General features: G+C 71.9%; 22 protein-coding genes. 14 read left to right on the top strand and 8 right to left on the bottom strand.

Annotated elements, in window-relative coordinates; all coding sequences use genetic code 11:
- Position 1: 1 nt before the first annotated feature.
- Together DEI99_RS13300 and DEI99_RS13295 are read right to left on the bottom strand one after the other, a co-directional pair.
- A complete protein-coding gene (locus tag DEI99_RS13300) occupies positions 2-1540 on the bottom strand; it encodes a glycoside hydrolase family 36 protein (RefSeq protein ID WP_220037157.1) in 1539 nt (512 codons plus the stop codon).
- 105 nt (positions 1541-1645) lie between these two features.
- A complete protein-coding gene (locus DEI99_RS13295) occupies positions 1646-2485 on the bottom strand; it encodes a DeoR/GlpR family DNA-binding transcription regulator (protein WP_258369422.1) in 840 nt (279 codons plus the stop codon).
- A gap of 84 nt (positions 2486-2569) precedes the next feature.
- Between DEI99_RS13295 and melA the strand changes: the two genes are divergently transcribed.
- The 6 genes from melA to DEI99_RS13265 are packed head-to-tail and all read left to right on the top strand — an operon-like array spanning position 2570 to position 9332.
- Positions 2570-3886 (top strand): alpha-galactosidase, encoded by a 1317-nt coding sequence (melA, locus tag DEI99_RS13290; RefSeq protein ID WP_111041920.1) that lies wholly within the window; start codon positions 2570-2572, stop codon positions 3884-3886.
- A gap of 46 nt (positions 3887-3932) precedes the next feature.
- Positions 3933-5276: an ABC transporter substrate-binding protein gene (locus DEI99_RS13285; protein WP_258369423.1), complete on the top strand. Its 1344-nt coding sequence runs from the start codon at positions 3933-3935 to the stop codon at positions 5274-5276.
- Between the two features lie 8 nt (positions 5277-5284).
- Complete coding sequence (locus DEI99_RS13280) at positions 5285-6244, top strand: carbohydrate ABC transporter permease (protein ID WP_111041921.1); 960 nt, start codon at positions 5285-5287, stop codon at positions 6242-6244.
- Entirely contained in the window at positions 6244-7146 is a 903-nt protein-coding gene (locus tag DEI99_RS13275) for a carbohydrate ABC transporter permease (protein ID WP_111041922.1), read from the top strand. The genes DEI99_RS13280 and DEI99_RS13275 overlap by 1 nt, the downstream gene beginning before the upstream one ends.
- 39 nt (positions 7147-7185) lie before the next feature.
- Positions 7186-8334 carry an SIS domain-containing protein gene (locus tag DEI99_RS13270; protein ID WP_111041923.1) on the top strand — a complete coding sequence of 383 codons (1149 nt, stop codon included), beginning with the start codon at positions 7186-7188 and terminating at the stop codon, positions 8332-8334.
- A complete protein-coding gene (locus DEI99_RS13265; protein WP_111041924.1) occupies positions 8331-9332 on the top strand; it encodes an N-acetylglucosamine kinase in 1002 nt (333 codons plus the stop codon). The genes DEI99_RS13270 and DEI99_RS13265 overlap by 4 nt, the downstream gene beginning before the upstream one ends.
- Positions 9333-9956: 624 nt before the next feature.
- Here the strand turns inward: DEI99_RS13265 and DEI99_RS13260 are convergent.
- Both DEI99_RS13260 and DEI99_RS13255 read right to left on the bottom strand, forming a co-directional pair.
- Positions 9957-10979 (bottom strand): LacI family DNA-binding transcriptional regulator, encoded by a 1023-nt coding sequence (locus tag DEI99_RS13260; RefSeq protein WP_111041925.1) that lies wholly within the window; start codon positions 10977-10979, stop codon positions 9957-9959.
- A 68-nt stretch (positions 10980-11047) separates the two neighbouring features.
- Entirely contained in the window at positions 11048-12280 is a 1233-nt protein-coding gene (locus DEI99_RS13255; RefSeq protein ID WP_502867008.1) for a Gfo/Idh/MocA family protein, read from the bottom strand.
- A 201-nt stretch (positions 12281-12481) separates the two neighbouring features.
- Between DEI99_RS13255 and DEI99_RS13250 the strand changes: the two genes are divergently transcribed.
- The 5 genes from DEI99_RS13250 (at position 12482) to DEI99_RS13230 (ending at position 17135) form a co-directional block, all read left to right on the top strand.
- Complete coding sequence (locus DEI99_RS13250; RefSeq protein WP_258369426.1) at positions 12482-13456, top strand: carbohydrate ABC transporter permease; 975 nt, start codon at positions 12482-12484, stop codon at positions 13454-13456.
- 11 nt (positions 13457-13467) lie between these two features.
- On the top strand, positions 13468-14409 hold the full coding sequence (locus tag DEI99_RS13245) for a carbohydrate ABC transporter permease (RefSeq protein WP_220037158.1): 942 nt from the start codon (positions 13468-13470) through the stop codon (positions 14407-14409).
- 26 nt (positions 14410-14435) lie between these two features.
- Positions 14436-15809, top strand: coding sequence for an ABC transporter substrate-binding protein (locus DEI99_RS13240; protein ID WP_181434453.1), 1374 nt, complete (start codon positions 14436-14438; stop codon positions 15807-15809).
- 89 nt (positions 15810-15898) lie between these two features.
- Positions 15899-16369, top strand: coding sequence for a BLUF domain-containing protein (locus DEI99_RS13235; protein ID WP_111041927.1), 471 nt, complete (start codon positions 15899-15901; stop codon positions 16367-16369).
- Between the two features lie 94 nt (positions 16370-16463).
- Positions 16464-17135, top strand: a complete 672-nt coding sequence (locus DEI99_RS13230) for a ScbR family autoregulator-binding transcription factor (protein ID WP_181434454.1) — start codon at positions 16464-16466, stop codon at positions 17133-17135.
- 23 nt (positions 17136-17158) lie between these two features.
- Here DEI99_RS13230 and DEI99_RS13225 read toward each other — a convergent pair whose 3' ends face one another.
- Together DEI99_RS13225 and DEI99_RS13220 are read right to left on the bottom strand one after the other, a co-directional pair.
- Positions 17159-17587: a BLUF domain-containing protein gene (locus tag DEI99_RS13225; protein WP_111041929.1), complete on the bottom strand. Its 429-nt coding sequence runs from the start codon at positions 17585-17587 to the stop codon at positions 17159-17161.
- A 77-nt stretch (positions 17588-17664) separates the two neighbouring features.
- Complete coding sequence (locus DEI99_RS13220; RefSeq protein ID WP_111041930.1) at positions 17665-18819, bottom strand: AI-2E family transporter; 1155 nt, start codon at positions 18817-18819, stop codon at positions 17665-17667.
- A 52-nt stretch (positions 18820-18871) separates the two neighbouring features.
- Between DEI99_RS13220 and DEI99_RS13215 the strand changes: the two genes are divergently transcribed.
- From DEI99_RS13215 to DEI99_RS13205, 3 genes are read left to right on the top strand one after another with little or no spacing between them, the layout of a single operon-like run.
- The gene (locus DEI99_RS13215; protein WP_111041931.1) at positions 18872-19606 is read left to right on the top strand and encodes an MSMEG_4193 family putative phosphomutase; all 735 of its coding nucleotides are present in this window, start codon (positions 18872-18874) and stop codon (positions 19604-19606) included.
- 33 nt (positions 19607-19639) lie between these two features.
- Complete coding sequence (locus tag DEI99_RS13210) at positions 19640-20167, top strand: DUF3090 domain-containing protein (RefSeq protein ID WP_071260632.1); 528 nt, start codon at positions 19640-19642, stop codon at positions 20165-20167.
- Complete coding sequence (locus tag DEI99_RS13205) at positions 20164-20922, top strand: SCO1664 family protein (RefSeq protein ID WP_111041932.1); 759 nt, start codon at positions 20164-20166, stop codon at positions 20920-20922. The genes DEI99_RS13210 and DEI99_RS13205 overlap by 4 nt, the downstream gene beginning before the upstream one ends.
- Positions 20923-20953: 31 nt before the next feature.
- Here the strand turns inward: DEI99_RS13205 and DEI99_RS13200 are convergent, their stop codons facing one another.
- Positions 20954-22972 (bottom strand): vWA domain-containing protein, encoded by a 2019-nt coding sequence (locus DEI99_RS13200; RefSeq protein ID WP_111041933.1) that lies wholly within the window; start codon positions 22970-22972, stop codon positions 20954-20956.
- A complete protein-coding gene (locus DEI99_RS13195; protein WP_111041934.1) occupies positions 22965-24380 on the bottom strand; it encodes a MoxR family ATPase in 1416 nt (471 codons plus the stop codon). The genes DEI99_RS13200 and DEI99_RS13195 overlap by 8 nt, the downstream gene beginning before the upstream one ends.
- Positions 24381-24442: the final 62 nt, after the last annotated feature.

Here is a 24442-nt window from a genome sequence, read left to right as displayed (position 1 = left end):
GTCAGCGACCCAGTGCCTCCCGGCCGACACGTGCCTCGGCGACCGCCGGACGGAAGTCGACGACGCGCTCGTCGACCGCGAAGCGGTACCGGTCGAGCCGGCGCACCCGCGGCTGGTGGCCGAGGAACGACGCGAGGTCGGCGCGTTCCCGGGGCGCGAGCTGCTGCACCGGATCCGAGGTGGACCGGAAGCCGCAGACGCGGGCGAGGTCGGCGAGCAGGGCGCGCTGGTCGGCGTCGAGGGTCCCGGCGCCGGCGCGGAAGGACACGACGTCCGGGTCGATCCGGTACAGCGGGTGCATCCAGGAGCGCTCCAGCGGGCCGATGAGCCCGTTGAGACCGCCTTCGTGGCTCGGGTCGGGGACGGTGGCGTCGTCCTTCCAGAACGAGGCGGTGTCGGGTCCGGCGCGCATCGCGTCGAGCACACCGATCGACGCGAGCATCGGCGCGCCGCAGCCGAGCAGGTGCACGTCGTCGCCGACCACCCGGCGGACGAGCGTGATCGCGTCGCGGTAGACCCGTTCGCGGTCGCCGGCCCGGTGGCGGACGCCCCGCAGGGCCGCTGCGGACAGGAAGTCGAGCTTCAGGTACCGGAAGCCCCAGCCGACGACGGCACGGAACACGTCGGTCAGGTGCTCCTGGACGGCCGGCAGCGTCGTGTCGAGCGCCCAGTAGTGGGTGTCCCAGTTGTGGCCGGCGACGATCGGGCCCTCGCCGTCCTCGCGCTGGACGAGCCAGTCCGGGTGCTCGAGCGCCGTGCGGGAGTCGGGCAGGCAGATGAACGGCGCGAGCCACAGGCCGGGTCGCGAACCGCGTGCCGCGATCCGTTCGGCGATCGGTGCGAGGCCGTCGGGGAAGTCCGCGTTCGGCATCCAGTCGCCGACGATCTCCTCCCAGCCGTCGTCGACCTGGACGACGTCGAACGGCAGGTCGCCGAGGGCGTCGACGGACTGCTCGATCCGCTCGGCGTCGATGTCCTCGAAGAACGAGTACCAGCTGCACCAGACGGTCGACACGGAGCCGGCGTCGGGCGACGAGCCGAAGTGGGCGGCGAGCTGCGCGGCGTAGGCGTCGAACACGCCAGCCTCGTCGCCGACGGCGAGGAACCACTGCCCGCCGGCGTCCTCGGTGCGGCCCCACAGGCGCGTACCGTCGGCCCCGGCGCGGGGGAGCCCGAGTCCGACGGCACCGAGCAGCACGACCCGGCCGTCGGCCAGGGCGACGGCGACGGCGCCGTTGCCCTCGTGCCGGTCCGGGGTGTCGTTGGCCGCGTCGTCGGCGGTCACCGTCCGGTCGGGGTCGCCGGCGATGCGCAGGGGTGCGTCACCGATCGGCGTCCACCCGGTCGGCGACCACGAGGTCCAGCCGTGCCGGTGGACCTCGACCGCCTCGCCGTCGTGCTCGACGGTGAGCGGGCCCGGGTCGAGCAGCCAGCCGCCCGCCACCGGGGTCGCGGTCGGGTCGTCCGGACCGGACGTGAGCAGGCGCACGGTCCGTGCGGTCCGGGGGAGCTGCTGGGCCGGGGCGTCGTCGTGGTGCACGGTCGGCAGTATGCCGTCGCCGGTCACGCCACGACCAGCGCCGACGGACAGGTGCGCAGTCGGTCTGCGCGATCGGTCCCGCGACCCCGCGACCCCGCGGCGCGGTCAGCGCGGGTCGGACGTCTGGCTCGCGACGACGTGCACCCGCACGCCGAGGTCCGCGATGCGTCCGAGCTCGGCCCGGTCGGCGCCGTCGTCGGTGACCAGGTCGTGCACGTCCTGCATGCCGACGACCGGCGCGAGCGTGGTCCGGCCGATCTTCGACGAGTCGGCGACGACGATCGTGCGCTGTGCGTTGCGGAGCATCGCGGCGTTCGTCCTCGCCTCGATCTCGTCGTGCGTGGTGGCACCGCCGGCGGCGCTGACCCCGTCCATCCCGACAAAGGCGGCCCCGACGTTCATCGCGCCAAACGCGTTCTCGGCCAGGACCCCGACGAGTTCGAACGAGTGCGGTCGGATGGTGCCACCGGTCATCACGACCCGCAGGTTCGGCCGCGCACCGATCTCGCCGGCGGTCGTCAGCGAGTTCGTGACGATGGTCAGGCCGTTCCGGAAGACCAGGGACCGGGCGACCGTCGCGGCCGTGGTGCCGCCGCCGATCGCCACGGCCAACGGGCCGTCCGGCAGCAGCGCTGCCGCCGCCCGTCCGATGCGCTGCTTGACGGCCTGCGAGCGCCCTTCGCGCAGCCGGACCGGGATCTCGGCCGTCGGGACCGCGATCCGGGCACCGCCGTGCGTGCGGGTCAGCAGCCCCTGCTGCTCGAGGTCGGCGAGGTCGCGGCGGGCCGTCGCGGCGGACACCCCGAGCGACGTGACGAGGTCCTGCAGCGAGACGGCGCCCTGCTCGGACAGCAGTTCGAGCACGGCGAGCATGCGCCGCGACCGCTTGCCCGACCCGGAGGCGGGGGACGTCGGCGACGGCGACGAGGAGCGGTCATCGATCACGAGTGCGATCGTAGCGGTCAGTCATTCTGATCGTTTCGCTCGGAATGTTGGACGAACGGCGATTCCACTCCATGATTCCTGAGCATGACCCGTGTTGCGTTCATCGGTGCCGGCAGCGTCGTCTTCACCCGACAGCTGCTCGCCGACCTCCTCGGCTTCGAGGACCTGCCCCCGCTCGACCTCCGACTCCACGACGTGGACGAACGGCGGCTCGCCGTCGCCGAGGGGACCGCCCACCAGGTGAGCGAGCGGTTCGGTCGACCGGTCCAGGTGACCGCGACGACCGACCGCCGCCGCGCACTCGCCGACGTCGACTTCGTCGTCAACATGGTGCAGATCGGCGGCGTCGACGCGACCCGGCTCGACCTGGAGATCCCGGCGCGGCACGGACTGCAGCAGACCATCGGCGACACCACCGGTGTCGGCGGCGTGTTCCGTGCACTCCGCACCTTCCCGTTCCTGACCGGCCTGCTCGAGGACATGCGGGCCGTCGCCCCGGGCGCGGTCCTGCTGAACTACACGAACCCGATGGCGATGAACGTCTGGTGGGCGAACGTCGTCGCCCCCGAGATCACGACCCTCGGCCTCTGCCACAGCGTCTACTGGACGGCGAACGACCTCGCCGAGCTCCTCGGCCTGCACGTCGACGACACCCGGTTCCGGGCCGCCGGCGTCAACCACCAGGCGTGGCTCCTCGACTGGACGCACGACGGCGAGGACCTCTACCCCCGCCTGCGCGAGCGGATCCGGCAGGACCCCGAGCTGCAGCGCCGGGTGCGCGTGGAGATCTTCCGACGCATCGGCGCGTACCCCACCGAGACGAGCGAGCACTCGTCGGAGTACCTGCCGTGGTTCCTGCGGTCCGCCGAGCAGATCGACCGCTTCCGCCTGCAGCCGCTCGAGTACGTCGGGATCTCGGAGGAGAACCTCGCCGAGTTCCAGGCGGCGGAGCGCGCGCTGGCGAACGGCGAACCGCTCGAACTCGAGCAGGGCGCCGCCGAGTACGCGCCCCAGGTGATCCACTCCCTGGCCACGGGCACCGAGCGGGAGATCCACGCCAACGTCGTGAACCACGGGCTCATCGACAACCTGCCGGACGGCTGCGTCGTCGAGGTCCCGACGACCGTCGGCGCCGCGGGGATCGCCCCGCAGCCGATGGGGGCGCTGCCCACGGCGGCGGCCGCGCTCAACCGCTCGTACGTCTCGGTCAACGAGCTCACGATCCAGGCCGCACGCGACGGCGACCCGCTCGCGCTCCGCCAGGCCGTCCTCGTCGACCCGAACGCGTCGTCGACGCTGACGCCCGCGCAGATCTGGGACCTCTGCAACGAGCTGGTGGCCGCCCACGGCGACCTGCTGCCGGAGCCGCTCCGGGTGCAGCTCGACCCGGCCGCCGTCTGACGACGGCGCCGACCGACCGACGCACGCGACGACGAAGGAGTCCGCAGTGACACGAAGAGGAACCCGCGCCACCCCGACCGGCCCCGGTCGGCGCCGCGCGCGCTGGACCGCGGCGGCCGCCGTCCTGACGGTCGTCGGCTCGGCGCTCGCCGGCTGCGCCACGCAGGGTGCGACGACGCTCGACACCTCGGCCCCCGTGCACCTGACCATGTGGTCGGGACAGAGCGACCAGGCCGAGAAGCTCCTGCAGGCGCTCGTCGACGAGTACGAGGACGACCACCCGAACGTGACGATCGACATGTCGCCGGGTGCGTCCTCGACGGACGAGCTGCTGCAGAAGCTCGCGGCGTCCTTCGCCGGCAACGACTCACCGGACATCTCGTACACGTTCGGGTCGTGGGCGAGCCAGCTCGAACGCTCGGACCGCACGCTCGACCTCCGCGACACCATCGAGGAGCCGGACGTCGCCTGGGACGAGTTCACCCAGGCCGCACGAAACACCGCCCAGCCCACGGGCGGCAAGGTGATCGGGTTCCCCGCGGTCGTCGACAACATCTCGCTGCTCTACAACACTACCGTGTTCGACCGGGCCGGTGTCGCGTACCCGACCGCCGACTGGACGTGGGAGGACTTCCGCAAGGCCGCGAAGCAGCTTACCGAGAAGGACAGCAACACCTTCGGGTACGGCTACTCGGTGTCCGGCAGCGAGGAGACCACGTGGCAGATGTGGCCGCACCTCTGGCAGAACGGCGGGGCGATCCTCAGTGAGGACGGCAAGCAGGCGGCGTTCGACTCGGCCGCCGGCGTGGACGCGCTCTCGTTCCTCCGCGACATGGCGGTCGAGGACCGGAGCGTCTACCTCGACCAGACGGACACGAAGTTCGCGCAGCTCTTCGAGAGCGACCGCATCGGCATGATCACCTCCGGCCCGTGGGAGCTGTCCGCGCTGCAGACCGCCGGGACCTCGTACGGGGTCGTCCAGCTGCCGGGGACCGACGGGGACCACCAGACGGTGTCCGGCCCCGACCTCTGGACGCTGTTCGACAACAAGGACGTCAACCGCGCCTACTGGGCCACGGACTTCGTGAAGTGGTTGACCGCGAAGGAGCAGGACGAACGCTTCAACGTCGCCGTCGGCAACCTGCCGCTGCGTTCGAGCGAGGCGACCAGTGAGGCCTTCCTGCAGCAGGCGAAGGCGCTCCCCGGCCTCGACGTCATGCAGGAGAACTCCGCGAACGCGAAGCAGACCCGTCCGACCGTGCCCGGCTACAACGGCCTCTCCGAGGCGTTCGGCAACGCGGTCGCGCACGTGCTGCAGGGCGACGGCGACCCGAAGACCGCACTCCGGCAGGCGAGCGACGCCGCCGACAAGGCACTCCGCCAAGGCTAGGAGCACCCATGACCACCTTCGCACTCCGCCCCGCCGAGCACACGGAGCAGCCGGACGGGCCCGGCTCCGGCCGACGTCGTCGTCGTCGCTCCGCCGGCGCCGTCCGCGAGGGCCTGGCGGGCTGGGGCTTCGTCGCCCCGGCGCTCGTCATCGTCCTCGGGCTCACCCTGTTCCCCGGCGCCTGGGCGCTCCTCCTGTCGTTCCAGAGCTGGGACGGCTTCAGCCCGGCGACGTTCATCGGCGGCCAGAACTACGCGGACCTCGTCACCGACGACGGCGTGCGTGCCGCGGTGATGCACACCGTGCTCTACACGGTGCTGTTCGTGCCGGCCTCGCTGCTGCTCGGGCTCGCACTCGCCGTCGCGCTCAACCGCCGGATCCGGTTCATCGGGCTCTACCGCACCGCGATCTTCGTGCCGTTCGTCGCCTCGGCCGCGGCGACCGGCATCCTCACCACCTACCTGTTCAGCCCGCAGTTCGGCATCGTGAACAACGTGCTCCGGGTCCTGCACCTGCCCCAGCAGGGCTGGTTGGAGGACCGCAGCGAGGCGATGCTCGTCATCGTCATCATGTCGCTGTGGGGGCAGGCCGCGTTCACCACGGTGATCTACCTGGCGGCCCTGCAGGACGTCCCCGGTGACGTCATCGAGGCCGCCCGGATCGACGGTGCGAACGCCTGGCAGACCTTCTGGCGCGTGGTCTGGCCGCACCTCGGCCCGGTGACCGCGTTCGTCGCCATCTACCAGACCCTGCAGGCGATCCAGCTCTTCGACCTCGTCTACGCCACCACCCGCGGCGGGCCCCTCGACGCCACGCAGACCATCGTCTACTTCCTGTGGAAGACCGCGTTCCAGAACCTGCAGTTCGGGTACGGCTCGGCCATCGCCTACGGGATGTTCTTCGTCACCCTCGTCGCCACCGTCGTCGTCACGCTCGTGCAGCGGCGCGCCGGAAGGAGCTCGCTCTGATGTCCACCGAGACCCGGGTCCTCGACACCCCGCTGCGGCGGGACGCCGTCGTCGCCGCCCGCCCGAGCACGACCACACGCCGTCGACGCCGCTGGCCGTTCAGCCCGTGGCACCTGCTCCTGCTGCCGGTGTCGGTGCTCTTCCTGCTGCCGTTCGTCGAGATGTTCCTCACCTCGATCGAGCCGGCGTCCGAGATCAACAAGTTCCCGCCGTCGTTCATCCCGACGCAGTTCACCCTCGGCGGCTACTCGCGCCTGTTCGCCGAGTCGGACATCCTGCACTGGCTGCTCAACACGGTCATCGTGTCGGCGTCGGCCATCGCGTCGCACCTGGTGCTCTGCTCGCTCGCGGGCTACGGCTTCGCGCGGCTGCGGTTCCCCGGACGCACCTTCGGGTTCCTCGCGATCCTCGCGACGATCATGATCCCGTCGCAGCTGCTCATGATCCCGACGTACGTCATGTTCGCCCGGCTGCACCTCGTCGACCACCTCGGCGCCGCGATCGTCCCGTGGCTCGCATCCGCGTTCGGCATCTTCCTCATGCGCCAGTTCTTCCTGTCGCTGCCGGCGGAGCTCGAGGAAGCCGGCATGATCGACGGCTGCAACCGCCTGCAGGTGTTCTTCCGGATCGTCCTGCCGCTCGCCCGTCCCGCCCTGGCGACGCTCGCGATCTTCACGCTGCTCGGGTCGTGGAACGACCTGGTCTGGCCGCTCGTGGCCATCAACAACGACCACGCCTTCACGCTCCAGCTCGGCCTGACCAACTTCCAGGGCGTCCGTCGCACGGACTGGTCGTTGCTCATGGCGGGGAACGTGGTCGCCACGCTCCCGCTCATCCTCCTGTTCCTGGTCGCCCAGAAGCAGTTCGTCGCGACGATGGCGTCGGCGGGCCTCAAGGGCTGACGCCCGCCCCCGTCCCGTTGCACCCCGGAAAGGAACCCCGTGACCACCGACGTCACCACCCCGTCCAGCGCCACCCTCGGCGAGATCCACCAGCAGCCCCGGGCATGGCGCGACCTCGCCGTGCTCCTCGACCAGGCGCGCGGCCCGCTCGACGCCTTCCTCGAGCGGGCACTGCGCGACCCGCGCACCCGTGTCGTCCTGACCGGCGCCGGCACGTCGGCCTTCGTCGGCCGGATCGTCGCCGAGTCGCTGCGGGGGCGTCTGCACCGTCGCTTCGACGCGGTGTCGAGCACCGACATCGTCGCCGACCCGCGCACCGTGCTCGCCGAGGACGTCCCCGTCCTGCTCGTCTCGTTCGCCCGGTCGGGCAACAGCCCGGAGAGCGCCGCCGCCACCGAGCTCGTCGACGCGATCGCGCCGAGCGCCCACCACCTGGTCATCACCTGCGACCCGACCGGAGCGCTGGCCGTCGGTCACCGGGACCGCGAGGACTCCTTCGTCCTGACGATGCCCCCGCAGACGAACGACACCGGCTTCGCCATGACCTCGAGCTTCTCGAGCATGCTGCTCGCCGCGCTCCTGGCGTTCGTGCCGTCGGACGCCGCGGTGCTCGACCGCGTCGTCGCGACGGGGGCGCGCGCGCTCGCCGCCGAGGACGGCCTGGACCGGATCCTCGACCGGTCGCCCCGACGCATCGTGTTCCTCGGCGGCGGCGCCCTCGCCGGACTCGCCGAGGAGTGCGCGCTGAAGACCCTCGAACTGACCGCCGGCACCATCGCGGCGTTCCACGACACCCCGCTCGGCTTCCGGCACGGACCGAAGGCGGTCCTCGACGACGAGACGGTCGTCGTGGTGCTCCGCTCCGCGGACCCGCGGGTCCGCCGGTACGACGACGACATCGTCCGCGAGATCCGTGCCGACCGGCCGGACCAGGTCGTCGTCGTCGGTGCCGACGAGCACGGGACGGCGACCGCCCTCGACCTCGTGTTCCCCGAGGCCGAGGGGCTCGACGACGGACTGCGCGCGGTCGGCTTCGTCGCCGTCGCCCAGCTGCTCGCACTGCACGCCTCGGTGCGGCTCGGCTGCACGCCGGACAACCCGTTCCCGGACGGCACGGTGAACCGCGTCGTCCGCGGGGTCACCATCCACCCGCTCGAGGCGGTCGACGCCGCACGGGGACGGGCATGACGCTGTTCCTGGGCCTGGACGGCGGCGGCACGAAGACCGCCGTCGTCCTGGCCGACGGCGACGGCCGGGTGCTGGCGCGCTGGCGCGGGCCGGCGTGCTCGTGGCTCGACGTCGGCGTCACCGCGGTGGCGGACGTCGTCGGCAGCGGGACGCGGGCCGTGCTCGCCGCGGCGGGACGCTCCGCCGCCGACGTCACGCACGCGTTCCTCGGCCTGCCGGGCCACGGCGAGTCCGCGGGTGCCGACGCGCTGCTCGACGCGATCCCGGAGCCGGTCCTCGGCCACCGCCGGTACACGGTCGGCAACGACATGCTCGCCGGATGGGCGGGGTCGCTCGGCGGCCGCGACGGCATCAACGTCATCGCCGGCACCGGCTCGATGGCGTACGGCGAGCGGGGCTCCCGCACGCACCGGGTCGGCGGGTGGAGCGAACTCATCGGCGACGAGGGGTCGGCGCACTGGATCGCGCGCCGCGGCCTGAACGCCTTCAGCCGGATGGCCGACGGGCGCCTGCCGCGGTCGGCGCTGTACGACCTGCTCCGCGAGCGGACCGGCATCGCCGCCGACCTCGACCTCGTCGGCCTGGTCATGCACGACTGGCAGGCCGGCCGCACCGAGGTCGCGGCGCTCTCCCGTGTCGTGACCGCCGCTGCCGGGGCGGGCGACCCGGTGGCCGCCAGCATCCTCGACGACGCCGTCGAGGAGCTCGTCCAGCAGGTCCGCGTCGTCGCACACCGCATCGGGGACGACGGCGACGGACGTCCGACGGCCGTGTCGTCGTCGGGCGGCGTCTTCTCGGACGACGGCTTCCGCAGCCGCTTCGCCGCCCGCCTGGCCGCCGAGCGCGGTGCTGACACCGGTCGGCGGTTCACGCTCGTCGAGCCGGAGCTGCCGCCCGACCTCGGTGCCGTCGTCTACGCCGTGCGTCGCGCCGGCGAGCCCGTCCCCGAGTCCTGGGACACGGCGGAGCCGGCGGCGGTCGTCGACGTGACCGGCTGACGGACGGGAGGCCCGTGGCGACGCCGCCACGGGCCTCCCGTCCGTCAGCCTGGTCGCCCACCTCGTGCGCCCACCCTGCGAAAGCGACACGTGCACGCCGACTGTTCGCGTGGACCTGTCGCTTTCGTGACAGGGTCCCCGGGCCGGCCGTGAGGTGTGTCGCTTTCGCGGCACTGGGCAGCGCGGGCGGGGCTGGCCGGTTGCCCCGCGTGTCCACCCCGTGCGCCCGCGCGAAAGCGACACATGCACGCCGACTGTTCGCGTGGACCTGTCGCTGTCGCGACAGGGACCCGGGGCGGGCCGCGAGGTGTGTCGCTTTCGCGGCACCCGGCAGCGCGGGCAGGGCGGGAGGGACGCTCCGCGCGCCCGCCCCGCGCGCCCGCGCGAAAGCGACACATGCACGCCGACTGTTCGCGTGGGCCTGTCGCTTTCGCGACAGGGACCTGGGGCCAGCCGCGAGGTGTGTCGCTTTCGCGGCACCAGGCAGCGCAGCGCGGGCAGGGCCGGAGGGGTGCCCAGCGTGTCCACCCCGCGCGCGCCCGCGCGAAAGCGACACGTGCACGCCGACTGTTCGCGTGGGCCTGTCGCTTTCGCGACAGGACCCGGGGTCGCCCGCCGCCGGCGTCAGCGCCGCACGTCGCACCCGCAGCTCGCGCCGAGGACGAGCTCGGCGGGCACGAGGTCGCGGTGCCACTGGTCGTCGGGGCCGAGCCCGAGCACGCGGTCGACGGCAGCGGTGGCCATGGTGCCGGTGGGCTGGCGCACGACGGTGAGCTGCGGGTTCGTCCAGTCGGCCTCGGCGACGCCGTCGAAGGACACGACCGCGACGTCGTCGGGAGCGGACAGTCCGAGCTCGTGCAGCGCGCGGAGCACACCGACGGCCTGCATGTCCGAGCTGACGAAGACGGCGCGCGGGCGGTTCGGGGTGTCGAACATCCGCAGGCCGGCGGTGTGGCCGCCGCTGCGGGTGAAGTCGCAGCGGACGATCGGGCCGTCCGGCAGCCCGGCGTCGCGGAGCGCGCGCATCCAGCCCTGCTCGCGCAGCTCCATCGAGCCGGTGTGGCCCATCACGAGGCCGATGGAGGGGTAGCCGTGCTCGACCAGGTGCCGGGTGCCGTCGTAGGCCCCGCGCAGGGCGTCGACGCCGATGCTCGGGTGGTCGGGGACCTCGAAGAAGGTGTTGAGCAGGACCATCGGGATGCCCGGGTCCGTCATGGTGGACAGATCCGGCCGGGTCATGATGCTCGTGACGATGATGCCGTCGACCTGGCGGGCCGACAGGCTGCGGAGCCGCTCGCGTTCCTGGACGGCGTCGCCGTCGCTGTTCGCGAGCAGGACGTCGTAGCCGCGGGCTGCGGCGGCGTGCGTGACCTCGACGGCGAGCTCGGACCAGAACGGGTTGTCGAGTTCCGGCACGATCAGCCCGAGCATCTTCGACGACCCGGTGCGCAGCGCCTGCGCACTGGCGTTCGGCCGGTAGCCGAGGACACGGATCGCCTCGCGCACCCGCGCGGCGGTGGCGGCCGCGACGGGCCGGGGACCGTCGTGCACGACGTAGCTGACGACCGAGGTGCTGACGCCGGCGTAGCGGGCGACGTCGGCGCGGGTGACCGCCCGCGGGGTCGTCGGGACGGTCACGGCAGCCACCTTCGTCGGGTCCGGGGGAGCGCCGTCGGGTGCCGGTCCGCTGACGGACCGGCACCCGACGACACCTGTTACTCGGACGCGATCGTAGTCGACGCGGCGGCCTCCGCCGGTGCGGGGGCGTCGCCGAAGTCCGGGACCTCGAGGCGTGCGCCGCCCTGCAGCGCCGACTGGTGCGCGATGATGCCGGGCAGCGTGAAGCGCGCGGCGGTCCAGGCGTTCACCGGCGGCAGGGTCCGGTCGACCACCGCGCGGACGAAGTCGTCGGCGAGGAACTGGTGGCTGCCCTCGTGCCCGGTCGGCACGCCGTCGTACTCGGCCGGCAGCCGGTCGGTGTCGTGCACCCGGGCGTAGCCGGAGACGAACGCGTCGCGCAGGGACGGGTCGACGTCGGCCAGGCGCGGGTCGTCGAGGTCCATCGTCGCCTGGGTGTCGATCTGGTCGCTGATGTCGTGCGAGTCCTCCTTGTCCTGCCAGACGCTGACCTTCGCGAGCTGCTCGAAGCTCGCCTCGGTGCCGAAGTAGCGGAAGCGGGACTCGCGGATGTGCGACGGGTAGCCGACGCGGCGCATCTCGTTGATCCGCATGACGCCGCCGTTGTCGAGCTCGAACAGGGCGGTGGCGTTCGAGAAGTCGTTGTCGAACTGGCTGACGTCCTTGTCGAAGACGCCGTCGCCGCGGTCATCGCGGACGCCGATGCAGCTGACGCTGACCGCGTGCCCGGGGATCGCGCCGAGGACGCCGCCGACCGAGTGCGTCGGGTAGAGCATGGGCGGGTAGCTGGCGGTGCGCTTCCAGTCCTCGCCGCCGCTGTACTGGTACGCGGCGTAGAAGCCGAGGTCCATGTCGTGCACGTAGTCGCCCTCGGCGTAGAACACCCGGCCGAACGCACCGGCGGCGGCCTGCTTGCGGGCGAACACCGTGGCGGGGTTGTAGTAGCTCGTCTCGCCCATCATGTAGGTCAGCCCGGTCTCGCGGACGGCCTCGATGATGTCGCGGATCTCGTCGACCGAGATCGCCATCGGCACCGCGGAGTACACGTGCTTGCCGGCGCGCAGGGCTGCGACCGCCAGCGGGCCGTGCGTCCACCGTTGCGTGAAGATCGCGACGGCGTCGACGTCCGAGGCGAGCACGGCGTCGAAGTCGGGGAACGTGCCGTCGAGGTGCTGTGCCTCGACGAGTTCGGCGGCGCGCTCGTCGACGAGGTCCGTGACGTACACGCGGTCGACGTCGGGGTGGAGCTTGAACAGCTTGGCGAACTGGGGCGCGAACTGGCCCGCGCCGACCATACCGACAGAGATCATCAGTGACCTTTCCAGGGTGGGGGATGCATCGCCGAGCGGAGCGCTCCGGTGCAGATCGGAGTCATCCTGACACGCGTGGTCTACACGTGACAACCCCCGCAGACACCCGCTGGATCGACTCTTGTCACCGACGGTCCCCACGTGTAGATTCCCGGCTCACGGACTGCTGCACGTCAGTCCACCGCAGACGAAGGAGTCGCGATGGCAACCGAGAGCCCCGTGTCGTCACCCCTGACGACCGCCAGCACGAGACGGAGGAGTCGGCCCGCCGACCTCGCCCGTGCACGGACCACGTCCCGACCGCGTCGGCCCAGGAACGACCTGTGGCTCGCGCTCGTGTTCATCGCCCCGGCCGCGGTCGGGTTCGCGGTGTTCCTCGCCTGGCCGACGGTGCGGGGCATCTGGCTGAGCTTCACCTCGTACAACCTGCTCACCGAACCCGAGTTCACCGGTCTGCAGAACTACGAACGGCTGGTGCAGGACTCGATCTTCTGGCACTCGATGGTGGTGACCGTCGAGTACGTCCTCGTCAACATCGTCATCCAGACCCTCGTCGCGCTGTTCATCGCCGTGATGATGCACCGGTTGACGAAGTCGACCTTCGTGCGCGGCATCGTGCTCGCGCCGTACCTGGTGTCGAACGTCGTCGCGGCGCTCGTGTGGCTGTGGATCCTCGACACGCAGCTCGGCATCGGCAACGAGCTGCTCGCGGCACTCGGCCTCGACCGCATCCCGTTCCTGCAGAGCGACGTGTGGGGCATCCCCTCGATCGCGCTCATCAACGTCTGGCGGCACGTCGGCTACACGGCGCTGCTCGTCTTCGCGGGGCTGCAGTCGCTGCCCGAGACCGTGTACGAAGCCGGCCGCATCGACGGGGCCAGCGAGTGGAAGATGTTCTGGCGCATCACGGTGCCGCTGCTCCGCCCGATCCTGTCCCTGGTGCTCATCATCACCGTCATCGGGTCGTTCCAGGTGTTCGACACCGTCGCCGTCACCACGCAGGGCGGCCCCGCGAACGCCACGAACGTCGTGCAGAACTACATCTACAACCTGGCGTTCGGCCGGTTCCAGTTCGGCTACGCGTCCGCGGTCTCGGTCGCGCTCCTCGTCGTCCTCAGCATCATCACCATCGTGCAGTACCGACTCACCCGCTCGGGTGAGTCGGACCTGGACTGAACGGAAGCGCCATGACCACGACACTCACCCGCTCCGTCACCACGTCCCGCCCGCCGCGGATGGGCGCCGGACACCGTCGCCGCCCCTCCGTCAGTCGCGTCGTCGCCTGGGCCGCGATGGTCCTCGTCATCGTCGTCACCCTGTTCCCGTTCTACTGGATCCTGCGCACCGCCCTGTCGTCGAACACCGCGATCAACGCCGACCCCACCTCGCTGCTGCCGGTCGGGTTCAGCCTGGGCGGTTTCGAACGCGTCCTCGGCCTGCAGTCCACGGAGGAGGCCCTGGCGCAGGGCGGCTCCGGCGCCGCGCTCGACTTCTGGCGCTACCTGCTCAACTCGATCGTCGTGTCGACCCTCGTCACGGTCGGCCAGTTGTTCTTCTCGGCAGCGGCCGCGTACGCGTTCGCCCGGCTGCGGTGGCCCGGTCGCGACCGCGTGTTCGGGGTGTTCCTGGCCGGGCTGATGGTCCCCGCGATCTTCACGCTGCTGCCGAACTTCACGCTCATCAAGCAGCTCGGGCTCGTCGACAACCTGCTCGGCATCGCGCTGCCGACGATGTTCATGACGCCCTTCGCGGTGTTCTTCCTGCGCCAGTTCTTCCTCGGCATCTCGAAGGAGGTCGAGGAGGCCGCGCTCATCGACGGCGCCGGCAAGGTCCGGGTGTTCTTCCGGCTCGTCATCCCGATGGCGTCGGCCCCGATCGCGACCCTCGCGGTCCTGACGTACATCACGAGCTGGAACGACTACTTCTGGCCGCTCATGGTCTCGTACACCGACAGCTCGCGGGTGCTGACCGTCGCGCTCGGCGTCTTCAAGTCGCAGAGCCCGCAGTCCGGCACCGACTGGGCCGGGCTCATGGCCGCGACCCTGGTGGCGGCGCTCCCGATGATCGTGCTGTTCGGCGTCTTCGCCAAGCGGATCGTCAACTCCATCGGCTTCTCCGGGATCAAGTGACCCGGCGCTCGGACAGGACCCACACCATGACGAACCACCTGACCCGCCGCACGCTCCTGGCGGGCGGCGCCTCCGCCCTCGCGCTCGGTGCGCTCACCGCCTGCTCGTCGCCCGGTCGCGCCCGGACGGACCGCTCGGGCGCACGGACCGTGAGCTACTGGCTCTGGGACGCGAACCAGCAGCCCGCCTACCAGGCCGTCGCCGACGCCTTCCACCGCGCGAACCCGGACATCACCGTGCGGATCACGCAGCTCGGCTGGAACGACTACTGGACGAAGCTCACCGCGGGCTTCATCGCCGGCACCGCCCCCGACGTCTTCACCGACCACCTGACGAAGTTCCCGCAGTACGCCGACCTCGACGTGCTGTACCGGCTCGACGAGCTCGACGCGACGAAGGGCATCCGCGACGACGACTACCAGTCCGGCCTCGCCGAACTGTGGAAGGGCCGGGACGGCCACCGCTACGGCTCGCCGAAGGACTGGGACACCATCGCGATGTTCTACGACCAGCGGGCGATGGCGGCGGCCGGGGTGTCGGCCGAGGAACTCGGGGCGCTCGAGTGGAACCCGGACGACGGCGGGACGTTCGAGCGGATGATCGCGCGGCTGACCGTCGACACGAAGGGACGGCGCGGCGACGAACCGGGCTTCGACAAGGACCACGTCGCGGTCTACGGGTTGTCGTCGAACGGGTCGGGTGGCGACGGTTTCGGCCAGTCGACCTGGTCGCCGTTCACCGGGTCCACCGACTGGGCGTACACGAACGAGAACCCCTGGGGCGACCGGTTCCGGTTCGACGACCGCGTCGTGCAGGACACCCTCGCCTGGTACTACGGCCTGGCCGACAAGGGCTACATGGCGAAGTACGGCGTCTTCTCGACCACGACCGGCCCGGAGGTGCAGCTGGCGGCCGGCAAGTGCGCGCTGTCGTTCAACGGGTCGTGGATGATCGGCTCGTACCTCGGCACGGAGGGCCTCGACGTCGCGGTGGCGCCGACCCCGGTCGGTCCCTCCGGGCGCCGCGCGTCGATGTTCAACGGCCTTGGCGACTCGATCACGAAGCAGGCGAAGGACCCCGAGGCGGCGGCGGCCTGGGTCGCGTTCCTCGGCAGCGACGAAGCCCAGCGCATCGTGGGGGAGCGCGGCATCGTCTTCCCGGCACGTCCCGCCGGCACCGCGGCCGCCGTGGCGTCGTTCCGGGAGCGCGGCCTCGACGTGTCGGCGTTCACCCGGCAGGTCGAGGAGGACACCACCTTCCTGTTCCCGGTCACCCGCAACCCCGCCGACGTGCAGGCCCTGTTCCAGCCGGCGTTCGACGACGTGTACGCCAACGGTGCGCCGGTCTCGACGCTGACCGGCGTCAACGAGCAGGTGAACACCCTCCTCGCGCTCACCTGACCGGTCGCGTCGTCCGCACACCGCGTCGCCCGGTGCGGTGTGCGGACGAGCGTTGACCGCTCCGCGGGGTGCGACACAGACTGGCGGGGATGACTTCCCTCACCTCACTCGTGTACATGTCCGTCGCCGTCGACGAGATGACCGACGAGCAGCTGGTCGCCATGCTCCGCGAAGCCCGGCTGCGGAACGAGGCCCTCGGCGTCTCCGGCCTGTTGCTCGCGAAGGGCGGCCGTTTCATGCAGGTCCTCGAGGGTCCGAGCTGGAGCGTCGAGGACCGTTTCGCCGCGATCGAGCGCGACCCGCGCCACCACGGCGTGAAGTCGCTGTCCCGCGAGGAGATCGACACCCGACGCTTCGACGGGTGGTCGATGGCGTTCGGCAACCCCTCGGACACCGAGGTCCGTGACGAGCCCGGCTTCAGCACCTTCCTCACCGAGCGCAGCGGGCTGCCCGCCGGGCTCGCCGGTGCGCCTGCGGACTGGCTGCTCCGCTGGTTCCGCGGTCGCGACCTGCAGGACGTGCCGGAGGAGCGGATCACGCTCGGACGGCACGCCGCCTGACGGGTCCGCGCACCCCGGCGGTGGTCGTCACACCCCCTGGACGGGAGGCCCGTGGCGGCGCCGCCACGGGCCTCCCGTCCGGGAGACTGGTCACGTGGAACGACGTGCGCAGATCCTGACGGCCGCGGCGGCGGAGTTCGACCGCGTCGGCTTCGCCGGCGCGACGATCGCGGGGATCGCCCGCGGGGCGGGCGTCTCCCAGGGAACGCTGCACTTCCACTTCCCGACCAAGCTCGCGCTCGCGCTCGGGGTGATCGACGAGCAGAACGTCCGGACCTTCGACGTGGTCAGCCACACGGACGCGTCGCCGACCGCGGCGCTCGTGCGGGCCTCGCACGGCATCGCCACCCTGCTCCGCACCGACCCGGTCGTCCGCGCCGGCATCCGCATGTCGCTCGAGCGCGGTGAGTTCCGCGCCGCGACCGTCAGCTTCTACGAACAGTGGATCGCCGGCATCGTCGACGTGTTCCGGCTGGCGATCGCGAGCGGTGAGCTGCGGACGGACCTGTCGGCCGAGGAGCTCGGAGCGACCGTCGTGCCGTTCTTCACCGGCGTCCAGCTCGTGTCCGACGTGCGGACCGGGCGGGCGGACCTGTTCCCGGCCGTCGCGACGATGTGGCGGGTGGTGCTCGCGGCGACGGCGGACGCAGCGCACCGCGAGCGGCTGCTCGGTGTCGTTGCAGACCTGTTCGGTGTCGTTGCAGACCCGTTCGGTGTCGTGCCGGACCCGTTCGGTGTCGTGCCGGACCCGTTCGACGGGTCCTGACCGGCCGGTGCGCGGCCCGTCGGTCAGAGGTCGTGCAGCTCGCGGTCCCGGAACCACTTGAGCAGCCACGCGGCGCTCGTGCGGTCGAACGACGGCGGGAAGTCCATCGTGCCGGACAGGAACGGGCTGAAGCCGGCCTCGGCGCGGACGTCGGCGTCGTCGAGCGCCCGGTACGCCATCGACCAGCCGTCGAAGCGGCGCTGCTCGATGTCCTCTCTTACGAGCGACTTCACCTCGCCGTGCCGCGGGTCGCGGGCGATCACCGAGAAGCGGTCGTCGACGCTCCAGGCCGGTCCCTCGAGCAACTGCATGAACCGGCCGCCCTTGGCGAGCAGCAGCCCGGACACCCCGAGCGCGTGGTTGCGCAGCCGTGCTTCGTCGAGCAGGGTGGCCAGCTCACCGTCGTCGAAGGGCACGACGGCGCGACTCATGTAGACGATGGAGACGAGCACTGCTCCATCTTCACGTGGCCGGGCCGCCCGAGCGAACCGATGTCCGGAGAGCGTCCCGCCGCGCCCTGCCCGCTCGGTCAGTCGGCGGGCCGCTCGTGCGCGGTGATCGACTCGTCGCGCTTCTTCCGCCAGGGGCGGGCGGGGGTGTCCGGGCCGTCCCAGACCAGGACCGCACCCCAGGCCGCCGCGAGCAGCGGCACGGAGATGATCGCGCCGGTGATGCCCGCGAGCACGGTGCCCGCGGTCAGGCCGATGAGGATGACCAGGCCGTGCAGCTTGAGCGTGCGGCCCATCACGACGGGCTGCAGGAAGTTGCCCTCGAGCTGGTTGACCAGGACCACGATGCCGACCACGATGAGCGCCTGCACCGGGCCGAGGGCCACCAGCGCGACGAGGGCCGCGAGGATGCCGGCCGCGGTGGCGCCGACGATGGGGATGAACGCCGTGATGAACACGATGACGGCGAGCGGCAGGGCGAGCGGGACGCCGACGATCGTGATGCCGACGCCGATGCCGATCGCGTCGACGGCGGCGACCGTGGCGGTGCCGCGGACGTAGCCGCCCAGGGTGCCGACGACCCGGTCGCCGACCCGACGGGCACGGGCGTACTGCTCTCCGGTGAAGGGACGGAGCAGGAACTCCCAGATGCTCGGGCCGTCCTTGAGGAAGAAGAACAGCACGACGATCATCAGGACGAGCCCGGTCAGGAAGTTCGCGGTCGCAGATGCCCCGGCGATCGCACCCGAGCCGAACTGCGCGCTCGTCACGAAGTCGGTGACGCCGCCGACGGCGTCGTCGATCTGCGACTCGGAGATCGAGATCGGCAGGGTCTTCGCGAAGTCCTGCAGCTTGCCGAAGCCGTCCACCGCGGAGTCCTGCAGCTGCGACCACTGGTTCTCGACCGCGACGACGATCAACCAGCCGACCAGTCCGAGCACGGCGAGCACGCCGACGAGCACCGCGAGCGTCGCCAGCACGGACGGCACCCGGTGCTTGCGGAGCCACGAGACGACCGGGTGCATGGCCGAGGCGATGATGAGCGCGAGCAGGACCGGGATCGTCACGACGCTCAGCACACCGCCGGCGTAGACCACGCCGGCCAGCAGCACCACGACGATGATCACCTGCAGGGCGCGCATGGCGAGGCGACCCATCGAGTCGGACCAGGTCGCCTGGACCTTCGAGGGCGTGGTCGGGGCGGGCGGACGCGGGGCGTCGCGGAAGAGCGGCATACCCGAGACGCTACCGACGGACGGCCCGCTGCGCCCGCCTAGGATCGGGGACATGGCGACCGTCCTCCTCGTCCGTCACGGACGCACCACCGCGAACGCCTCCGGGGTCCTCGCCGGCCGCACGGCCGGCGTGCGCCTCGACGCCGTCGGGCGGACCCAGGCCGAGCGGACCGCCGAGCGCATCGCCGCCGTGCCCGTCGTGGCGGTGGTCACGAGCCCCCTGGAGCGCTGCCGGCAGACCGCCCGCGTGATCCTCGACCGGCAACCGGGCGACCCGGTGTCCAGCGTCGAGCGGGCCATCACCGAGGCGGACTACGGCGACTGGCAGGGGCGGACCCTCGCCGACCTGTCGAAGGAGCCGCTCTGGCGGACGGTGCAGGCGAACCCGAGCGCGGTCGTGTTCCCCGGTGGCGAGTCCATGCAGACCATGCAGTCGCGCGCCGTCGCCGCGATCCGTCGCATCGACGCCGCCGTCGAGGCCGAGCACGGCCCCGGCGCGGTGTGGGTCGCGGTGAGCCACGGCGACATCATCAAGTCCGTGCTCGCCGACGCGTTCGGCATGCACCTCGACCTGTTCCAGCGCATCGGCGTCGGACCGGCCTCGGTGTCCATCGTGCGCTACGGCGAACACCGCCCCGAGGTGGTGGCCACGAACACCGAGTCCGGCGACCTCGGCTGGCTCGCATCCGCGCCGGCACCGAGCGGGGACGCCGCGGTCGGCGGCGGCGCGGGCCACCCGACCGCCCCCGGCACGACCACGACGGCGCCGGGTCACGCCGGAGCCTGAACGGCCGTCGGCGCGCGCTCCTACAATGCGGGTATGCCCACCATCGTCCACGGCTTCGACTGGCCGGACCGTCTCGTCGTCGGCACCATCGGCCGCCCGGGCGAGCGCGCGTTCTACATCCAGGCGCGCTCCGGCCGCCGGGTGACGAGCGTCGCGCTCGAGAAGGAGCAGACCGCCGTGCTCGCCGACAAGATCGACGAGCTGCTCGACGAGGTCGCTACGGTCGAGGGCAACCGGTTCAGCGTGCCCCCGACCGTCCCCGACGAACTCCGCGACCCGGCCCCGCTCGACCAGCCGGTCGAGCCGGAGTTCCGTGCCGGTGCACTCAGCCTGGGCTTCGACCCCGCGACCGCGCAGGTCGTCATCGAGGCCTACCCCATCGACGACGAGGTCGAGATCGTCTCGGAGGAGAGTGAGGACGGCACCGAGATCGAGGCGGTCGTCGAGATCCCGGAACCCGCCGAGCTCTTCCAGGTGAAGATCCCGGTCGGCACCGCACGGGCGTTCGTGGAGCGCACGCGCGAGGTCGTCGCCGCCGGCCGTCCGCCCGGCACCGCATGAGCGACGGGTCGCTGACCATCACGGCCCGCATCCGAGAGGCGTCGAACGCGACCTTCCTGGCGGACCTGGACGGCGAGGCCGTCGTCTACAAGCCGATCCAGGGGGAGCGTCCGCTGTGGGACTTCCCGGACGGCACGCTCGCCGGCCGCGAGGTCGCGGCGCACCTGGTGTCCGAGGCGTTCGGGTGGGGCATCGTGCCGCCGACGTGGCTGGGCGACGGCCCCTACGGCCCGGGCATGGTGCAGCGGTGGCAGCACGTCGACCCCGAGCAGGACGCCGTCGACCTGGTCGACCCGGACGCCGCCGAGGCCGACGGGTCGCCGTGGTTGCCGGTGCTCGAGGCGATCGACGAGCACGACCGGCCCGTCACCCTGGTGCACGAGGACTCCGAGGCCCTGCGGCGGATGGCCGTCTTCGACGTGGTCGTCAACAACGCCGACCGCAAGGGCGGGCACGTCCTGGCGATGCCGGACGGGCACCGGTTCGGTGTCGACCACGGCCTGACCTTCCACGTCGAGCACAAGCTCCGCACCGTGCTGTGGGGGTGGATCGGGGAGCCGCTCGGGCCGGACGAGCTCGAGGGGCTCGACCGGGTGTCCGAGGCGCTCGGCGGTGACCTCGGCGACGCACTCCACGACCACCTCACCCCGGTCGAGGTCGACACCGTGCGCGCCCGGTGTGCGGCACTCCGCGCGGTGGGCGTGTTCCCGCCGCCCCCTGGTCACGGTCCGGCCGTGCCCTGGCCGCTGTTCTAGCCGGGCGCCGGCCAACCGTCGTGCCGGGGCTTCAGAGCCCCCAGCCGTCGCGGAAGAGCGCGCCGCCCGCTCCCCGTCGGGACCCGAGGTACGAGTCGACGACGGCCACGCCGAGGTCGTCGTTCTCGGGCGCCACCACCGTGCCGTCGACGCGCTTCGCCATGGCGTCGATGAAGCGGGCGAGCCCCGGGTCGTCGCCGAGCCGGAAGAACGTCGTCTGCGCGCCGAGCCGTCCGGAGTTCTCGAGTTCGCGCACGGTCAGCGCGATCGTCACCGGGTCCGGCGGGTAGTCGAACCAGACCTGCCCGTTCGGTTCGAGGTGCGACGTCGGCTCGCCGTCGGTGACGATGAGCAGGACGGGCTGGGCCGCGGGGTGCTTCCGGAAGTGCCGGTTGGCGAGCAGCAGGGCGTGGTGCAGGTTCGTGCCCTTGTCCCACATGGCGTCGAGGCCGACGAGCTGCTCGACGTCCATCACCTCGGCCTCGCGACCGAAGGCGATCAGCTCCAGGTCGTCGCCGCGGAAGCGGGTCGACACCAGGGTGTGCAGCGCGAGGGCGGTGCGCTTCATCGGAACCCAGCGGTCCTCCATCGCCATCGAGAACGACGTGTCGACGAGCAGGGCGACGCACGCCTGGGTGCGGGCCTCGGTCTCCTGCACCTCGACGTCGTCGATCGTCAACCGGACGCCGGGGCCCTGACGGCCGGAGGCGGCCGTCCTCGTCACGGCGTTCGTGATCGTCCGGGGGATGTCCCACGGCTCGGTGTCGCCGTACGCCCACTGCCGCGACGCACCCGAGGGCTCGCCGGCGGCACCCGAGCGTCGGAGGTCCCGCGCGCCCTGGCGACCGGACATCCGCTGGGCGACGTCCTTGAGCAGGCTCTTGCCGAGCTGCCGCATCGCCTTCGGGGTGAGCCGGAGCTGCCCGTCGGCACCGCGACGCATCGCCCCGGAGTTCCGGAGCGCCTGCTCCAGGCGCTGCAGGGTCTTCGCGTCGACCGCCGCCTCGGCACCGAGCTGCCGGGACAGCGCGTCGAGGTCGAGGTCGTCGAGCTCCGACCCGGGGCCGGACTGGGCGAGCTGGTCTGCGAGGGCGTCGAGGTCCGCGATGTCCTGGAACACCCCGGTGCCGTCGCCGAGCCCGAGGCCCTGCTGCCCGTCCATCTGCTCCGACCCGCCCCAGTCCTCGCCGGGTCGCAGGGCGCGCAGGGCACCGTCGAGCTGGGACAGCTGCCCCATCAGGTCGGGGGAGCCGAACGCCTGCTGGGCGAGCGCGTCGAGTTCGTCGCGCTGCTCCTGCGTCATCGAGTTGCGCATCCGCTGCGCCGCCGCCGCGCGGGCCGCGAGGTCGTCGAGCAGTTCATCGACGTTCGCCGGGTCCGACGGGAAGTACTCCCCGTGCTGCGCCATGAAGTCGTCGAACTGCTGCTGGGTGTCCTCGCCGCGGGCGTGCGCCTCGAGCAGGGCGTTGAGGTCCTGCATCATGGCGCTGACCGCCGCGCGGTCCTCGTCGGTGGCGCCCTCGAGCGCCTGCTTCATGCCGGCGAAGCGCTGGTCGAGCACCTCGCGCCCCAGCAGGTCCTTGATCTCGTCGTACTTCTGGCGTGCGGTCGGGCTCGTCCAGTCGTAGTCGCCGAGTTCCTGCACCGCGGCGGCGGGGGAGGGCGACAGGCTGTCGAGCTGCAGTTCGGCCAGGGCGCGGTCGCCGTCGTCGATGTCGACGTTCCGGGCGAGTTCCCCGCGCTCGGCCAGCAGCGCCTGGTCGAGGAGCTCGCGCACCCGCTGCAGGGTGCCGTCGAGGTTGTTCTTCGCGGTCAGCTCGCGGCGGCGTTCGGCCACCCGGCGGGCCAGGTCGTCGAGGCCGCGCTGCGACCGGCCGCCGCGCCGCAGGAACTCCCGCATCGCCCGCTCGGGCGAGGCGCCGCCCATCACGTCCTGCCCGATCGCGTCGAGCGCCTCGGCCAGGTCGACCGGCGCCGCGAGCGGGTCCGGCCCGTCGGTGTAGCGCCCGTACCGGGTGTCGCGCGTCAGTCGCCGGTTCTGCCTAGCCATAGACGGCTTCGCCCCCGCCGGACTCCTTGCTGATGCGTCGGGCCAGGAAGAGCCCCTCGAGTGCGAGTTCGATCGCACCGGCCCGCTCGCCGTCGTTCGTCGCGCCCATCCGGTCGCACACCTGGTCGTACAGGTCGGACTCGCCGATCGACGGCAGCCCTTCGAGGAACGCCCGGGCGCTGACCTGCTCACCCGTGGTGACCATGGTGCCGCCGTCGAGCGCGTCCACGAGCACTGCTAAGTCCAGGCCCCTGAAGCGGGAGCGCACGGTCTCGGCGGTCGCCGTGCGGAGCAGGTGCTCGAGCACCTCGTCGGCACGGTCCTCCTCCCCGTTCTCGAACTCGATCTTGCCGCCGAGGACGTCCACCGCGGTCTCGAGGTCGATCGGCCGGGCGACGGCCTCGTCCTCGCCCTGGCGTGCGGCCCGGTGCACCGCGGCGGCGGACACCGTCTCGGCACCGGCGATCGCGAACCGGGCGCTCACACCGCTGCGCTGGTCGACGGCGCTCGAACCACGCAGTGCGCGGGTGAACCGGGCGAGGATCTCGATCAGGGCGTCAGGGACCGCGGCCGTCAGCTGGGCCTCCTGCCGGATGACGGCGATCTCGTCCTCGAGCTCGATCGGGTAGTGCGTGCGGATCTCGGCGCCGAAGCGGTCCTTCAGCGGCGTGATGATCCGGCCGCGGTTCGTGTAGTCCTCGGGGTTCGCGCTCGCGACGACGAGCACGTCGAGCGGCAGCCGCAGCACGTAGCCGCGGATCTGCACGTCGCGTTCCTCCATCACGTTGAGCATCGCGACCTGGATGCGTTCGGCCAGGTCGGGCAGCTCGTTGATCGCGACGATGCCGCGGTGCCCTCGGGGGACCAGCCCGAAGTGGATGGTCTCCGGGTCGCCCAGGCTGCGGCCCTCGGCGACCTTCATCGGGTCGACGTCGCCGATGAGGTCGGCGACGCTCGTGTCCGGCGTCGCGAGCTTCTCGACGTAGCGGTCGTCGCGGTGCCGCCAGCTGATCGGCAGGGCGTCGCCGAGCTCCTCGGCACGTCGGGTGCTCGCGGTGGTGATCGGTTCGTACGGGTGCTCGCCGAGCTCGGAGCCGGTGATGACCGGCGTCCACTCGTCGAGCAGGCCCTGCAGGGTGCGCAGCAGGCGGGTCTTGCCCTGGCCGCGCTCGCCGAGCAGGACGACGTCGTGGCCGGCGATGAGGGCGCGTTCGAGCTGGGGGATGACGGTGGTCTCGAAGCCGTGCAGGCCGGGCCACGGATCGGTGCCCTGGCGCAGGGCGGTGAGCAGGTTGTCGCGGATCTCGGCGCGGACCGTCTTCTGGACGTGACCAGAGGTGCGGAGCTCGCCGACCGTTCGGATGTCAGGTCGGGTCACGTCGTCGACGCTACGCCGCGCCGGCGACATGGACCACAAGACGGACGGGAGGCCCGTGGCGGCGCCGCCACGGGCCTCCCGTCCGTCCGCTT

The organism is Curtobacterium sp. MCLR17_036 (assembly GCF_003234445.2).
Taxonomy (GTDB): domain Bacteria; phylum Actinomycetota; class Actinomycetes; order Actinomycetales; family Microbacteriaceae; genus Curtobacterium.
Note: the sequence above shows the minus strand (reverse complement) of the source record. Positions and strands in the feature narration are given on the sequence as shown.